Raw genomic sequence first — 13,597 nt, 5'->3', positions numbered from 1 at the left:
GGCGCGGACGGGAGCGACACAGGTCCGGGCGTTCGTGCGGGCCCGCAACCGCCGACACCGCAGCTGGTCCGACCGCTACGTCATCCTGTTGGCCCTGGGGCTGCTGGTGGTGACGGTGTCCCCGGTGATCGGACGCGCGGTGGCGACCGTGCCCGACGCGATCGATCCGGCGCGTGCGGGCGCGGGCCTGGCGCTGGTCGCGCTGCTGCTGGCGGCCTCCCTGAGGCTGGCGCGCGCGGTCGGGCCGGTGGCGGTGTCGGCGGCGGACGCGGCGTGGCTGGTGCTCTCGCCGTTGCCGCGCCGCGGGGTGCTGGCCCCTGCCCTGCTGGTCCTGGCAGTGGTGTCCGCCGCGGTCGGCGCGGTGTTCGGCCTGGCGCTGCTGAGCGCACTCGGCGCCCCCGACGCCCTGGCGCTCCGGCTGCTGGCGTCCGTGGTCCTGGCCGTGTCGTGGACGGTGGGCGGGGCGGCGACGGCCGTGCTGGCGCAGGCGTCGCAGCCCTGGGACGACCGGCTGACCGCGCTGCTCGTCGCCCTCGTCGTCGCGGCGGCCGCCGCGACGGTGATGAGCGCGGGCCCGGGGCGCGGGGTGCTCGTGGGCATCGCGTCGGCTCCCGTGTCGGCGTGGGGCGCGGCGGCGTGCGCTTCGGCCGGGGCCGCCGCCGCGCTGGCGTGGCGGGCCTGGCGGGCCCTGGCGCGCATCCCGGCCCGCGCTGTCCTGGAGGCCTCGTCCAGGGCGGAACTCGCGGTCGGCGCGCTCCTGGTCATGGACCCGGGTTCGCTGTCCTGGATCGCCGAGGACGCGCACTGGCGCTCACGCGTGCTGCGCTCGCGCGCGTGGCCGTCGCGCCTGCGCGGAGCGGCGGCGGTGGCCTGGCTGGACTGGCGGCGGCTGGCGCGACGGCCGGGGCTCCTGGCGCTGGTGGCGGCGGCGACCGTCCTGCCCGTGCTGGCCGCGCGGGCGGGCGCCGGGGAGACGGGCGCGCTGGTCGTCCTCGCCGCGGGCGCTCTGGCGGTCGCGGCGACGGGCACCGCAGGGGCGCGCCGGGACGCCGGGGACGCGGCGCTGGCGCGGTTGCTGGGCACCGGTCCGCGCGCGCTCATGGCGGCGCGGGCGGTGCTGCCCGCCCTGCTCGGCGGCCTGTGGCTGACCCTCGCACTGGCCGGGCTGGGCCTCGCGGGCTCCGGGGGACTCTTGTGGCCGCTGGGGTTGCTGTGCGCTCCGGCGCTGGCGGCGGGGGCACTGAGATTGGCGCGGCGCCGACCCGTCGAGCACACGATGCCCATCGTGGACACGCCCCTGGGCCCGGTGCCGCTGGGGCCGGTGGTGTGGGCGCTGACCGGCGCCGACATCGCCGTGCTCGGGTGCCTGCCCGCGCTCCTGGCGTTCGCCACCGGGGTGACCGGGCCGCTGCTCGCGGCGCAGGCGGTGTGGGGCACGGCGGTGCTGGCGGCCTACTGCGCCGCCCCGAGGCGCGGGTAGACACGCGTACCGGAGAAGGCGGTCGGGTCCCGCTGAGGCGCAGTCCCCGGACGCGGGGGAGAGATGCGGGATCGGGGCACGCGCGGCCTGCCGCGCCGTCCAGAGACGTGCGTAGGGGCCAGTCCGCTGTGTACGCCTTTCGTCACCGGCCTCAGACGCGGATGGAGGCGCGAGAGCAAGACACAGGCCGCCTGCTGCGGATGCGGACGGGGCAGGGCCGGGCGCAGACCACCTTCTCGCCGCCCCAGGCTCGGAGGGGGACGCGGGACCGGGGCACGCGCGGCCTGCTGTGCCGCCCCGGGGCGCGCGGGGGAACGTGGTCGGGTCGTGGGAGCGGGGCCGTTCCCCTCGCGGTCGGCCGCTCAGGGTTCGGGTTCCTCGCCGTCCGGCTCGGCCGGGTCCGCCGCGCCGGCCGACAGCAGCCTTCGCGCCAGCACGCGGCAGCGTCCCGCCAGCTCCGGCGGGTCGAGCACCTCGAAGTCGTGGCCCAACAGGAGCACGTGCATGAGCACGAAGTCGAGGTCGTGGCCGCCGCTGACCACCTCGCAGCGCCCGTCGCCCCGGCCCCGCACGACCGCCGCCGACGCGGGGATCTGCGCGCGCACCGTCTCGGCCGACGCGTGTACGAGGAAGCGCGCCCGGCGCGGGTAGACCCGGCTGGCCACGCCCTCCTGCACGTACGCCGCCGCGTCGGGGGCCGCACGGGGGTGGAAGCGCCAGGTCCGCGCGACCACGGCGGTCATCCGGTCCACGCGGAAGTTGCGCCAGTCGTCGCGGTCCAGGTCGTAGGCGAGCAGGTACCAGCGCCGTTCGGAGGCGACCAGGCGGTGGGGCTCGACCCGCCGCCGTCGCACCCCGCTCCCGGACGGATAGTCGAAACCGGCCTCGACCTCGTCGCGGCAGGCCCGGGCCAGCGTCATGAGCACCTCGGGATCGACCGGCACGCGGCCCGGGCCGAAGGACTCCACCGAACCGGAGAGCGCGCGCACCTCGTCGCGCAACCGGGTGGGCAGCACCCGGTCGAGCTTGGTCAGCGCCCGCAGCGCGGCGTCGCCCGCGCCGCCTTCCGCACCGTCCGCGCCGCCCGCGCCGGCGAGCAGCGAGACCACGGTGGCGATCGCCTCCTCGTCGTCCAGCAGCAGCGGCGGCAGATCCTTGCCCGGACCGAGCTGGTAGCCCCCGCCGACCCCCTGACTGGCGTGTACCGGATAGCCGAGCGCGCGCAGGCGGTCGACGTCGCGCCGCACCGTGCGCGGCGTGACCCCGAGCCGGTCGGCGAGTTCGGGGCCGGTCCAGACCCGGCGCCGCTGCAACAGTCCGAGCAGCGTGAGCACCCGTTCCGTCGTACCGCGTTCGTCTGCGCCTGCCGTGTCCATGCGGTCCACACTGTCAGAGATAGCGGACCGATTCCGTCCGCCAGTGGTGCCAGAGTGGCCGCATGGACACCACAGAACCCGACTGGAACCAGACCCTGCGCGAGCAGTGGGAGTTCCACTGGAACCACCACATCCGGCCCCGCCTGGAGGGCCTCACCGACGACGAGTACTTCTGGTCACCGGTGCCGGACTGCTGGAGCGTGTGGCCGCGCGGCGGTTCGACGGCGCCCGTGCAGGCGGGTTCGGGGGACTTCACGATCGACTTCGCCTTCCCGGAGCCGGACCCCGCGCCCTTCACCACGATCGCCTGGCGGCTCGGCCACGTCATCGTCGGCGTGCTCGCCATGCGCAACGCGTCGCACTTCGGCGCACCGGCGGCCTCGTACGAGACGTGGGAGTACGCCGGAAACGCGTCCGACGCGCTCGACCAGCTCCAGACCCAGGTCGACGTGTGGCTCGCCGGGGTGCGCGGCCTGGACGCGGCCGCGCTGCGGACCCCGGTCGGCGCGAAGGAGCCCTACCCCGAGGCGCCCATGGCGGACCTGGTGCTGCACATCCACCGCGAGCTGATCCATCATCTGTCCGAGGTCTGCCTGCTGCGCGACCTCCACCTGCACACGGCGGCAGCCGCGAACGGAGCGAACCGATGAGCCTCGACGTCCAGATCACCTTCGACACACACGATCCCCGGGCGCTGTCGTCCTTCTGGCGCGACGTGCTGGGCTACGTCCACCCCGGGCCGCCCGGGGCCGACCTGCCCGAGGGCGCCGATCCGCTGGCCGCGTGGGACGCCTTCCTGGAGCAGGTGGGCGTGCCCGAGGACCAGCGCAACACGAGGTCGGCCATCGAGGACCCCGAGGGGCGCGGCCCCCGGCTGTTCTTCCAGCGGGTGCCGGAGGACAAGGTGGTCAAGAACCGCCTCCACCTCGACGTGCGCGTGGCGCCCGGGCTGCTGGGGGAGGAGCGGATGGCGGCGCTGGAGGCCGAGTGCGCGCGGCTTCTGGCGCTGGGGGCGACGCGGGTGCGCCGCCACGAGCCGGAGCCGCCCATGGAGACCGGCTTCATCGTGATGGCCGACCCCGAGGGCAACGAGTTCTGCCTGGACTGAGGCCCTCCGACCGTGGTGCCCGTGTCCCTACGGGGGCGCGGGCACCCTTGTGTGTCCCCGCGGTGTTATCCGCACGCCGCACGGGAGGCCACGGGGCTGACACCAGCGGGTGACGTGCCAGGCAGTGCCGTCCGTGGTGCGCTCGTCGCCGTGCACGCCCCGGAGGGGGGAACAGGGGCGGGCCCCGGAAGGGGTGGGTGGCGGTCCGGGGTCGGGTCAGGGACATCCCCGATAGCTTCCTGACCGTGCGTGCTAGATTCTGGCCATGCGGTCAAAAAACGAACCAGGCGGACAGAAGCGGTCCTTCATCGAGGAGGCCCGCAGAGCGCAGATCACCGCGGCGGCGGTCGAGACCATCGCCGAGGTGGGCTACCCCAACGCCTCCCTGGCGCGGATCGCGCGCACGGCCGGGATCAGCAAGGGCGTGATCTCCTACCACTTCGCCGGAAAGGACGAGCTCATGGACCAGGTGGTGACCGACGTCTACACCGAGATCGCCGAGTCCGTCTTGCCCGGGATGCTGGAGCAGACCAACGCCGCCGACATGCTGCGGGCCCACGTGCGCGGCGTGGCCGAGTACGCGCTGTCCCACCCCGAGCGCATGGCCACGCTGGCGCAGATCTTCACCCACGCGCGCAAGGCGGACGGCTCCCCGCGCTACGGGGCGGCGGAGTCCGACGTGCTCTACGAGTCCCTGGAGGGCCTGTACCGGTCCGGACAGGAGAGCGGCGAGTTCCGCGACTTCGACGTGCGGGTGATGGCGGTGACCCAGCAGACGGCTATCGACGCGATGTTCGCCTACTGGAGCGTCCATCCCGGCCACGACCTCATGGCGCACGCCCGCGAGCTGGGCGAACTGCTCGTGCGCGCCACCCGCGCCGACCGCTCCCCACCCCCGAACGACTGACGAGGACACCATGACTCAGCACGCCAGCCCACCCCTCCTCCCGGACCCCGCGCCGCCCGCGCGCGGGCGCCTGCACCACGTCGACAACCTGCGGGTCGCGCTGACCGTGCTGGTCGTCCTGCACCACGTCGCGCTCACCTACGGCAACATCCCGGTGTGGTTCTACCTCGAACCGGCCCAGGACCCCTCCGGCGGCCTTCTGGACCTGTTCGTCTTCCTCAACCAGACCTACTTCATGGGACTGTTCTTCCTGCTCGCGGGCTACTTCGTGCCCGGAGCGGCCGACCGCCGGGGCGGGCGCGGGCTGGTCCGTGAGCGCCTGGTGCGCCTGGGGGCGCCCTTCCTGCTGTTCGTGCTGCTGGTCCGCCCGTTCCTGATGATCCCCAACTACGGTCCCGCCGTCGAGATGTTCGCGGCCGAGGGCGGCGAGCTGCCGTTCTGGCTGTTCCTGATCGTGACCTACGACCCCGGGCCCATGTGGTTCGTGGAGGTCCTGCTGGTCATGACCCTGGCCTACGTGGCCGTGCGGAGCCTGCGCGAGCGCCGCGCCCGGCAGACGGGCGCGGCGGTCGAGCCCCCCGCGCGGCCCGCCGACACCGCTCCGCTGCGCTGGGCCGTGCCCGTCGCGGCCCTCACCCTGGGCCTGGCACTGGTCACCTTCGCCTGGCGCTACCTGGCCCCGGCCCCGTACTGGCCGATCGTGGGGCTGCCCAGCCCCGGCTTCCTGCCCCAGTACGTCACCCTGTTCGTCCTGGGCGTGCTGGCCTACCGGGGCAACTGGCTGGTCCGGCTGCCCGGCGCCGCCGGGTGGTGGGGCGCGGCCCTGGCCCTGACGGGTCTGGCGGCGGGAGCGGCGGTCACGGTCCTGCTGGGCGAGATCACGCCCGCGTCGGGCACCTGGCAGGCGCTGGCGCAGATCACCTCCGAGTCCGTCCTGGCCACGGGCGCGATACTCATGCTGTTGGTGGGCTTCCGGCGCTTCGCCAGCGGGAGCAACCGCCTCACGCGCTGGTTGTCCGACAACGCCTTCGCCGTGTACGTCCTGCACCCGCTGGTGCTGGTGGGGCTGGGTGTGGCCCTGAGCGGTTGGGAGGCCGGCGCGCTCGTGAAGTTCCTCGGCATGGGAGCGCTCGCGGTTCCGGCCTGCTGGGCGCTCGCCACCGCCGTGCGGGCGGTTCCCGGAGCGCGTCGGATCCTGTGAGGGACCGGTCGGGACCCGTCTCCGCGAAAACCGGAGACGGGTCCCGACCCGCGTGTGCGCCGGGCTAGGGTCGGAACGCGACCGACACGAAGGGACCGTGGTGACCAGCCAGAAGGAACGCATGCTCGCCGGTGAGCTCTACCAGGCGGACGACCCAGAACTCCAGGCCGACCTCGTCCGGGCGGAGAGGCGTGCGGCGGCGTTCAACAACGCCTCCGTGGACGACCCGGACCGCCGGAAACTCCTGGCCGACCTCGTGGGCGAGCTGGGCGAGGACGCCTGGGTCCGGCCCCCGCTGCGGGTGGACTACGGCTCCATGATCACCATCGGCGCGCGCACGTTCGTCAACTGCGGCGCGGTGATGCTGGACGTGGCCCCGATCAGTATCGGCGCGGACGTGCAGATCGGCCCCAACGTCCAGCTGCTCACCCCCACCCACCCGGTGGACCCCGAGCAGCGGCGCGACAAGTGGGAGGCGGCCGAGCCGATCACCATCGGCGACAACGTGTGGCTGGGCGGTGGGGTCATCGTCTGCCCGGGTGTGACGATCGGGGAGAACACCGTGGTGGGCGCCGGGGCGGTGGTCGTGCGCGACCTGCCCGCCAACGTGGTGGCCGTCGGCAACCCGGCCCGCGTGGTGCGCCACATCTGACCCGTTTCCGGCCTCGGGAAGGGTTCCGGAGCGTCCTCAGGGGTCGTCTCGACGCCGTACGCACCGCCCGGTCGGCACGTCCCCGCGTGCTGACCGGGCACGGAGAACCGTCCCCCGGTGTGGCGCCACCGGGGGACGGGGTCTGTGGCTGCGGAAGCGGCCCCCTTGCGGAGGCGCCCGCCCGAAGGCGGGGGAAGGCTCCGTCCTGGCCTTCCCCCGCAACTCCTCTAGGACACCGCCTGTCCGGCGGGGACCCCCGCGGGGTCGTCGGCGGCGAACTGGGTCCGGTACAGCTCCGCGTAGCGGCCGCCCCGTGCCAGCAGTTCGGTGTGGGTGCCGCGCTCCACGATCCGCCCGGCCTCCACGACCAGGATGGCGTCGGCGGCGCGGACGGTGGAGAGCCGGTGGGCGATGACCAGCGCGGTCCGCCCCTCCAGTGCCTCGGCCAGGGCGGCCTGCACCGCGGCCTCGGAGGTGGAGTCCAGGGCCGAGGTGGCCTCGTCGAGGATGACCACCTCGGGTCCGGCCACCAGCAGGCGGGCGATGGTCAGGCGCTGGCGCTCACCGCCGGAGAAGCGGTACCCGCGCTCGCCGACCACCGTGTCCAGACCGTCGGGCAGGGCGGCGACGAGCTGGTCCAGGCGGGCGCGGCGCAGCGCGTCCCACAGCTCCTCCTCCGTGGCCCCGGGCCGGGCCAGCGACAGGTTGGCGCGCACGGTCTCGTGGAACAGGTGCCCGTCCTGGGTGACCATGCCCAGGGTGGCGCGCACGGAGGCGAAGGACAGGTCGCGCACGTCCACCCCCGCCAGGCGCACGGCGCCCGAGTCCACGTCGTACAGGCGCGGGGCCAGCTGGGCGATGGTGGACTTGCCCGCGCCGGAGGAGCCCACCAGGGCGACCGTCTGCCCGGGTTCGATCCGGAAGGACACCCCGTGCAGGACCTCGCGCTGCTCTGCGGTGTCCAGGACGGCGACCTCCTCCAGGGAGGCCAGCGACACCCTGTCCGCGGAGGGGTAGGCGAAGGAGACGTCGTCGAACTCCACCGACACCGGCCCGGCGGGGACCTCGCGGGCCTCCTCCCGCTCCTCCACCAGGGGCCGCAGGTCCAGGACCTCGAAGACCCGGCTGAAGCTGACCAGCGCGCTCATCACCTCCACTCGGGCGCTGGCCAGGGAGGTGAGCGGGGCGTACAGGCGGGTCAGGAGCATGCCCATGGACACCACCGTGCCCGCGTCCAGGCGGCCGGCCAGGGCGTAGAAGCCGCCCAGGCCGTAGACCAGGGCCAGGGCGAGCGCGGAGACCAGGGTCAGGGCGGTGAAGAAGACCTCCTGGACCATCGCGGTGCGCACGCCGATGTCGCGGACCCGCCCGGCGCGGCGGGCGAACTCGGCCGACTCCTCCTCGGGGCGGCCGAAGAGCTTGACCAGGGTGGCGCCGGGAGCCGAGAAGCGCTCGGTCATCTGGGTGCCCATGGCCGCGTTGTGGACGGTGCGCTCGCGCTCGATCCTGGCCAGGCGCGCGCCCATGCGGCGGGCGGGCACCACGAACAGCGGCAGCAGCACGAGCGCGAGCAGGGTGATCTGCCAGGACAGGGCGAGCATGACGGCCAGGGCCAGGACCAGGGTGACCAGGTTGCTGAGCACCCCGGAGAGCACGTCGCTGAAGGCGCGCTGGGCGCCGATGACGTCGTTGTTGAGTCGGCTGACCAGGGCGCCGGTGCGGGTGCGGGTGAAGAAGGCGACCGGCATGCGCTGGACGTGGTCGTAGACGGTGGTGCGCAGGTCCAGGATGAGCCCCTCGCCGACCCGGGAGGAGAGCCAGCGCACCACCAGCCCCAGGGCGGCTTCGAGGACCGCGACGGCGGCGATGAGCCCGGCCAGGAACAGCACGGGTTCCAGCGGGCCGCCCCCGGTGATGGCGGTGACGACCCGTCCGGCCAGGAGCGGGGAGGCCACGGTCAGGGCGGCGGTGACCACGCTCAGGGCCGTGAACCAGGCCAGCTGGCGCGCGTGGGGACGGGCGAAGGAGGCGATCCGGCGCAGGACGGGCAGGGAGAAGGGGCGCTGGTCCTCGCGGGCGTACATGGCGTGGTACATCGAGTTGATAGCGGCCATTTCCATACTCATGGGCGTCCACCGGATCTGTCGGAGTTGATGACTTGGACCGTAGAACCTCAACAAATGTTGAGGTCAAACTCCCGCCACCGCCCGGAGACCGCCGCGCGGGAGAACGGGACACCCCCAACCGGCACCCGGGCGCGGAACCCTCTCCCGTCGCCCACCGCGTCCCGGAGACCGCTGCGCGAAGAGGCGGAACACCCTCGACGGACGCCCCTTGCGTTACCTACCACCGCCCGGAGACCGCCGCGCGGGGAGGCGGAACACCCGTGACCGACACCCGTGCACCGGCTCCGGCGGCCGGATCCGGTCCCCGTACACCTCTTCTCCGGCCGCCGACGCTCTGGTAGAACGGCCCGGTGGACCCCCAAGGACTCCTCGCGCTCCTCCTCCTGGCCATCTTCTCCGTGTACTCGGTCCACTCCGGCTCCAAGGACCTGTCGGCGGCCCTGCGGGTCCGGCGCGACGCCCGACTCCTGGACCGGACCGGCGTGCGCGTACGGGGAGTCGTCACATCGGTGCACCCCCTTACCCGGAGTCCCCACGGCCACACCGTCACCGTGGCCTTCCGCGACGCCGACGGCCGGGAGCGGGAGGCGGTCGACACCTCGGGGCTGGGCGGATACCTCGTCCGCGAGGGCACCCCGGTCGAACTCCTGCACTCGGCCGACGACCCGCGGCTCGTCCGGGTGGAGAGCGCCGCCCTGCCCGGCTCGGCGTCCGAGCACTACCCGGTCCGCCTCGGACACCGCCCCGGCGGCACGAAGGCGATCGCCGCCGCGCTCCTGACGATGCTCGCCGTTCCCGTCTTCACCGCGGTCGTCGTCACGCTGTCCCTGGTCGGCGGGGACGGCGGCGGTCTCCTGCGCTACCTGCCGTTCCTGTTCACCGTCGTCGGCCTCGGCATGCTCCTCTCCGCGACCGTGTCCGCGGTGCGCGACCGCGCGGGCGGACGGGGCTACACCGGGGAGGCCGACGGGACCGTCACCGACTCCTGGCGGGAGGCCAGCAACGCCACGGTGAACCGCCGCCGCGTGTACACCCATCCGTTCACCGTGCACTTCTCGGCCGGTGACGGGCGCGAGGTGCACCGCCGCTACCGCCGCTCCAGCACTTCCTACCGCCCCGTCCCGGGGCAGAGCGCACGGGTCAGGTACGACCCCGGGGCCCCGGCGCGCTTCTCCGTGCCCGAAGCCCACCGCTGGGGGTGCGGACCCGGCGCGGTCATGGTCGTCGTCGGCCTGGGCTTCGTCCTCATCGGAACGTTCGTCGGCCTCATGCTCCTGCTGTCGGGTTCCCTCTAGCCAGGCGAGTGGTTCCGTGAGCCGTCCCGCGCCGGGGGAGGGACCTCCTCGCGCGCCCCGAGGTCAGGGCGCTGACGGCGTTGGCGGCCACCACCGCCCCGATCGCCGCCCAGTCCAGACCGTCCAGTTCCTGGCCCAGCACCACCAGCCCCGCCAGGGCGGCCATCACCGGGTGCACGCTCATCAGCTTCTCGGCCCTGAAGGACCGAATTTGCGAGTAGGCCCATGGTCTGGCTGCCAGGTCTCCTCCCGCGTCCAACACCCTCTCAGGGAGGGGGCGTAGGGACGGCTGACAGGCGCCCCTCGTGCCACGCGACCTGGCCCCAGCGGGCAAGGTTGTGGGAAGCATTCACATCGGCGTTCATGGTCACGCCGCAGGAGACGCAGGCGAACTTTGCTCGGGTGGTGCGGTTGTTTCTGCTGGGGTGATCGCACTCCGAGCAGGTCTGGGAGGAGTAGGCCGGGTCCACGATGACCACGGGCACCCCCGCTCTGCGGGCCTTGTACGTAATGAAGTCCCGCAACTGCGCGAACGCCCAGGAGTGCAGAGTAGCCCTTTGGGCTTTGGCTTGCCGTACCCGACCACGAATCCCCCGGAGATCCTCCAGGGCGATCCCGTGTCCGGTGCGTTTAGCCCGCTTCACAATGTTCTTCGAGACTTGATGATTGACATCGCGGGCACGGCGCGCCTCCCGACGCCGCAGCCGCTTCAGAACACGTTTGGCACTCTTGGTGCCCTTGCGCTGGAGTTTGGCGCGCAGCCGGTTCATCCTCTTGCGGTGCCGGTTCAACCCCCGGCCCGCGTACCGGCGCCCGTCGGAAGTGGCGGCGATATTGACAACTCCGAGGTCCACCCCCACGAACCCGGCGGGTGAGGTGTTCAGCGGCTCCTCGGGGATCTCGCAGGTGGCGTACAGGAACCACATGCCGTCCCGGTGGACCAGGTCACTTTCCCCTTTGCGGTACTCGGCCAACAGTTTGAGCTGCTCGGTCGAAGCGGCAAAGGACAAATTCCTCATTCGCCCCTGGACGGTCCAGATCGAGACGGTGCGGGCATCCACCTGCCAGGATAGACACCGACTGTCAAAGGGTTGAGCCGCGTCCGGGCGGAAGCTGACCGGCGTGGCGGTGGCTTTCTCCCGACGTCGGGAACCTGGTGGTCCGAGGTCGCCTGCGCGCAAGTTCGAAGCTCGGGTGGTGTAGGCATCGGCGACCTTGCCGATCACGCGCACCACCGGTTGGGCTGAGAGGCCATGCTCGGCTTTGAGACGGTGATAGACCCGCTCGTGGAGTGCGTACTTGTGCGTGGCACCGGTGTCAAAGGCAACCTGGGAGGCAGCGTTAGCAGCCTCGTTGCAGGAGTGCAGAGTCACTGACAACGCCCTCGCCTGCTCGGAAGAGGGCAGCAGCTTGACCTGCACGGTGGCCTTCATGATCGAACACGTTAGCGAATCAGGAAGTAGCCGTGGGGGCGTATCTGAAAACTCTCGTCAGAATTTTCCCAGATTCGCTGACACCTTTCCAGAGCGGGCGCGCCCGGCCCTGGAGCACGTCAACGACATCGACGACTGGCTGGCCGGGATCGCGACCGGGCGCAGCGTCGGGATCACCGCGGAGAGCACCGTGACCCAGTACCGGCGCGACGGCATCGCCTTCCGCCTGGTGGGCGACGCCCCGCGCGTCCCGGTCCGGGTGCTCTGGCGGCGCCACGACCCGCACCCGGCCACCTTCGCGGCCGTGGCACTGCTCTCGGAGCTGTACGGGGAGCGGAGGCGGTCCTGAACGGCACGGTCACGCGGCGCTGGCCGGTGACGGCGCCGCCGCCCGACCCACGGGGCGGGCGGCGGGGGTGCGCCGGGCGGTGGGCCTCACACACCCGTGACCGCGGGCTCGGTGTTCCGGCCGTGCGGTCGCGCGGTCTCCTCCTGGCGCGGCGCCGCGGTGTACACGCCCACGCAGGGGTCCTCGGGGGCCAGCAGCAGGGCCCGGCCCAGCGTGGCCTGGGTGTGGGCGCAGGCGCGCGCCACCAGGGGCAGGGTGAGGGCGAACAGCACTCCGGCGAGCATGTGCACCGCCGTGGTCGCCAACACCGGGTACTCGGGCAGCAGGTAGGTGCCCACGTCGGTGTAGCCGGGGATGGTGTACAGCGACCAGCCCCACAGCGGTTGGAGCAGCCCGGCCAGGGCGCCCGCCCACCAGGTGGCGGTGAGGCAGAAGCCGACCACGGCCACGGGCGGGAGCGCCAGCGCGTGCAGGACGTCCAGCCAGCTCTGCGGGCAGGTCAGCGGGGTCAGGGCCCGGCGCAGGGGACCGGATCCGGGGGCGGGGGAGCGGTAGGGGCGGCGCGCCACCGGTCGGCGGCCCAGGTCGGCCAGGCGGACGCGTTCGACGTGGGCGAACCCGCGTGCGGCGTACAGGGTGCCCGTCATCAGGAACAGGCCCGCCATGACGACGGCGGTGCCCGCCCCGGCGGCCAGACCCGTCAGGACGACCACGAAGGCGATGAGGGCCAACGGCAGGCCCAGGAGGATGTGGCGGGTGTCGGCCAGGAGCCGGGCGACGGCGTTGCGGGTCGTGTCCATGGCCCCGAAGTTACGCCCGGCCGGGCCCGGAGTCAGGGCGGTACGGGTGCGGACCGGGGGTGGTGCTGGCTCCACCCCGCGTCGGCGCCGCCTCGCCGCGGGCCTTCGGTCACAGGCCGCCCAGCAGGGCGGCGGCCTCCAAGGTGACGGGTCCAAGGCTGATGATTCCGTCGAAGACCCCCGCGAGCCACAGCCCGTGCCGCAGGACCAGGAAGCCGACGATGCCGATGATCCAGCCGAGGGCCTCCCGGGAGCCGGACTCGACCTTGGTGCGCCAGCGCTCCATCCGGGGCCGCAGCCGCTCGCCGAAGGCGCGGTGGGCCAGGTAGAGCAGGATCGGCGGGAGCACCATGACGACGTTGTAGGCCGCCAGCAGCGGCACCCAGGCCACGGCGGGGAGCCCGGCGGTGGTCATGATGCCGATGGCGCCGAAGTAGGGCAGCGCGGTGCCGCCCTCCAGCAGACCGGTGGCCAGGCCCAGTGCGACCATCGCGCCGGTGCGCAGCGAGGCGGGCCTGCGCTGTCGGCGAGGTCCGCTCGGCATGAACAGCGCGTAGGCGAGCATGCCCCCGCCCAGCACCACCATCACCCAGCCCAGGACGGGGCTGTCGGCGAGGTCGTCCAGGGCCTCGAACGCGAAGCCGAGGCCGAGCATGAGCGCGCAGCCCAGGGCGAAGTAGAAGGCGGCCACGGTGGCCAGGTAGACGAACAGGGGGCGGGCCACCGACCGCGCCCCGCTGAGTAACACGTACAGCGAGACCCCGATGGTGGCGGGGCTCAGGGTGTCCAGCAGCGCCAGTCCGGCGACCGGCAACAGCACTTCGAGGGACGGCATGGTGGTCTCCTCCCGCTCTCGTTTTCACACGGCTG

Annotated in this window: 14 protein-coding genes; 8 read left to right on the top strand and 6 right to left on the bottom strand. The window is 73.1% G+C overall.

Annotated elements, in window-relative coordinates; all coding sequences use genetic code 11:
* Positions 1 to 34 precede the first annotated feature (34 nt).
* Positions 35 to 1,480: a DUF6297 family protein gene (locus tag G011_RS0103600; protein ID WP_019607272.1), complete on the top strand. Its 1,446-nt coding sequence runs from the start codon at positions 35 to 37 to the stop codon at positions 1,478 to 1,480.
* A 362-nt stretch (positions 1,481 to 1,842) separates the two neighbouring features.
* Here G011_RS0103600 and G011_RS0103595 read toward each other — a convergent pair whose 3' ends face one another.
* A complete protein-coding gene (locus G011_RS0103595) occupies positions 1,843 to 2,856 on the bottom strand; it encodes a YafY family protein (RefSeq protein ID WP_026337984.1) in 1,014 nt (337 codons plus the stop codon).
* Between the two features lie 62 nt (positions 2,857 to 2,918).
* Between G011_RS0103595 and G011_RS0103590 the strand changes: the two genes are divergently transcribed.
* From G011_RS0103590 to G011_RS0103570, 5 genes are all read left to right on the top strand, one after another.
* Complete coding sequence (locus tag G011_RS0103590; RefSeq protein ID WP_019607270.1) at positions 2,919 to 3,506, top strand: DinB family protein; 588 nt, start codon at positions 2,919 to 2,921, stop codon at positions 3,504 to 3,506.
* Positions 3,503 to 3,964 carry a VOC family protein gene (locus G011_RS0103585; protein WP_019607269.1) on the top strand — a complete coding sequence of 154 codons (462 nt, stop codon included), beginning with the start codon at positions 3,503 to 3,505 and terminating at the stop codon, positions 3,962 to 3,964. The genes G011_RS0103590 and G011_RS0103585 overlap by 4 nt, the downstream gene beginning before the upstream one ends.
* 265 nt (positions 3,965 to 4,229) lie before the next feature.
* Entirely contained in the window at positions 4,230 to 4,871 is a 642-nt protein-coding gene (locus G011_RS0103580) for a TetR/AcrR family transcriptional regulator (protein ID WP_019607268.1), read from the top strand.
* A gap of 10 nt (positions 4,872 to 4,881) precedes the next feature.
* On the top strand, positions 4,882 to 6,072 hold the full coding sequence (locus G011_RS0103575) for an acyltransferase family protein (protein ID WP_019607267.1): 1,191 nt from the start codon (positions 4,882 to 4,884) through the stop codon (positions 6,070 to 6,072).
* 97 nt (positions 6,073 to 6,169) lie between these two features.
* Positions 6,170 to 6,724 carry a sugar O-acetyltransferase gene (locus tag G011_RS0103570; protein ID WP_019607266.1) on the top strand — a complete coding sequence of 185 codons (555 nt, stop codon included), beginning with the start codon at positions 6,170 to 6,172 and terminating at the stop codon, positions 6,722 to 6,724.
* A gap of 227 nt (positions 6,725 to 6,951) precedes the next feature.
* On the opposite strand, the gene G011_RS0103565 is transcribed toward G011_RS0103570, so the two are convergent.
* The gene (locus G011_RS0103565; RefSeq protein WP_026337982.1) at positions 6,952 to 8,850 is read right to left on the bottom strand and encodes an ABC transporter ATP-binding protein; all 1,899 of its coding nucleotides are present in this window, start codon (positions 8,848 to 8,850) and stop codon (positions 6,952 to 6,954) included.
* A 350-nt stretch (positions 8,851 to 9,200) separates the two neighbouring features.
* On the opposite strand from G011_RS0103565, the gene G011_RS0103560 reads away from it, so the two are divergent.
* Positions 9,201 to 10,145 carry a DUF3592 domain-containing protein gene (locus G011_RS0103560; RefSeq protein WP_019607264.1) on the top strand — a complete coding sequence of 315 codons (945 nt, stop codon included), beginning with the start codon at positions 9,201 to 9,203 and terminating at the stop codon, positions 10,143 to 10,145.
* On the opposite strand, the gene G011_RS30885 is transcribed toward G011_RS0103560, so the two are convergent.
* Both G011_RS30885 and G011_RS0103555 read right to left on the bottom strand, forming a co-directional pair.
* A complete protein-coding gene (locus tag G011_RS30885; RefSeq protein WP_231391368.1) occupies positions 10,117 to 10,329 on the bottom strand; it encodes a hypothetical protein in 213 nt (70 codons plus the stop codon). The genes G011_RS0103560 and G011_RS30885 overlap by 29 nt on opposite strands.
* A gap of 82 nt (positions 10,330 to 10,411) precedes the next feature.
* The gene (locus G011_RS0103555) at positions 10,412 to 11,578 is read right to left on the bottom strand and encodes an RNA-guided endonuclease TnpB family protein (RefSeq protein WP_019607263.1); all 1,167 of its coding nucleotides are present in this window, start codon (positions 11,576 to 11,578) and stop codon (positions 10,412 to 10,414) included.
* On the opposite strand from G011_RS0103555, the gene G011_RS30880 reads away from it, so the two are divergent.
* Complete coding sequence (locus G011_RS30880) at positions 11,577 to 11,927, top strand: hypothetical protein (protein WP_231391367.1); 351 nt, start codon at positions 11,577 to 11,579, stop codon at positions 11,925 to 11,927. The genes G011_RS0103555 and G011_RS30880 overlap by 2 nt on opposite strands.
* Positions 11,928 to 12,013: 86 nt before the next feature.
* Here the strand turns inward: G011_RS30880 and G011_RS0103545 are convergent, their stop codons facing one another.
* The gene (locus G011_RS0103545) at positions 12,014 to 12,727 is read right to left on the bottom strand and encodes a sensor domain-containing protein (RefSeq protein ID WP_019607261.1); all 714 of its coding nucleotides are present in this window, start codon (positions 12,725 to 12,727) and stop codon (positions 12,014 to 12,016) included.
* Positions 12,728 to 12,836: 109 nt separating this feature from the next.
* Positions 12,837 to 13,562: a GAP family protein gene (locus G011_RS0103540; protein ID WP_019607260.1), complete on the bottom strand. Its 726-nt coding sequence runs from the start codon at positions 13,560 to 13,562 to the stop codon at positions 12,837 to 12,839.
* Positions 13,563 to 13,597: the final 35 nt, after the last annotated feature.

Origin of the sequence: Nocardiopsis sp. CNS-639 (assembly GCF_000381685.1) — a bacterium.
In the GTDB taxonomy this organism is placed as follows: Bacteria; Actinomycetota; Actinomycetes; order Streptosporangiales; family Streptosporangiaceae; genus Nocardiopsis; species Nocardiopsis dassonvillei.
This window is presented reverse-complemented; position numbering and strand designations above follow the sequence as displayed.

Excerpts from the sequence above, each read along its gene's own strand:
- G011_RS0103590 (WP_019607270.1), top strand. The coding sequence starts at position 2,919 with ATGGACACCACAGAACCCGACTGGAACCAGACCCTGCGCGAGCAGTGG.
- G011_RS0103555 (WP_019607263.1), bottom strand. The coding sequence starts at position 11,578 with ATGAAGGCCACCGTGCAGGTCAAGCTGCTGCCCTCTTCCGAGCAGGCG.
- G011_RS0103540 (WP_019607260.1), bottom strand. The coding sequence starts at position 13,562 with ATGCCGTCCCTCGAAGTGCTGTTGCCGGTCGCCGGACTGGCGCTGCTG.
- G011_RS0103595 (WP_026337984.1), bottom strand. The coding sequence starts at position 2,856 with ATGGACACGGCAGGCGCAGACGAACGCGGTACGACGGAACGGGTGCTC.
- G011_RS0103580 (WP_019607268.1), top strand. The coding sequence starts at position 4,230 with ATGCGGTCAAAAAACGAACCAGGCGGACAGAAGCGGTCCTTCATCGAG.
- G011_RS0103545 (WP_019607261.1), bottom strand. The coding sequence starts at position 12,727 with ATGGACACGACCCGCAACGCCGTCGCCCGGCTCCTGGCCGACACCCGC.
- G011_RS0103565 (WP_026337982.1), bottom strand. The coding sequence starts at position 8,850 with ATGAGTATGGAAATGGCCGCTATCAACTCGATGTACCACGCCATGTAC.
- G011_RS30880 (WP_231391367.1), top strand. The coding sequence starts at position 11,577 with ATGATCGAACACGTTAGCGAATCAGGAAGTAGCCGTGGGGGCGTATCT.
- G011_RS0103585 (WP_019607269.1), top strand. The coding sequence starts at position 3,503 with ATGAGCCTCGACGTCCAGATCACCTTCGACACACACGATCCCCGGGCG.
- G011_RS30885 (WP_231391368.1), bottom strand. The coding sequence starts at position 10,329 with ATGAGCGTGCACCCGGTGATGGCCGCCCTGGCGGGGCTGGTGGTGCTG.
- G011_RS0103575 (WP_019607267.1), top strand. The coding sequence starts at position 4,882 with ATGACTCAGCACGCCAGCCCACCCCTCCTCCCGGACCCCGCGCCGCCC.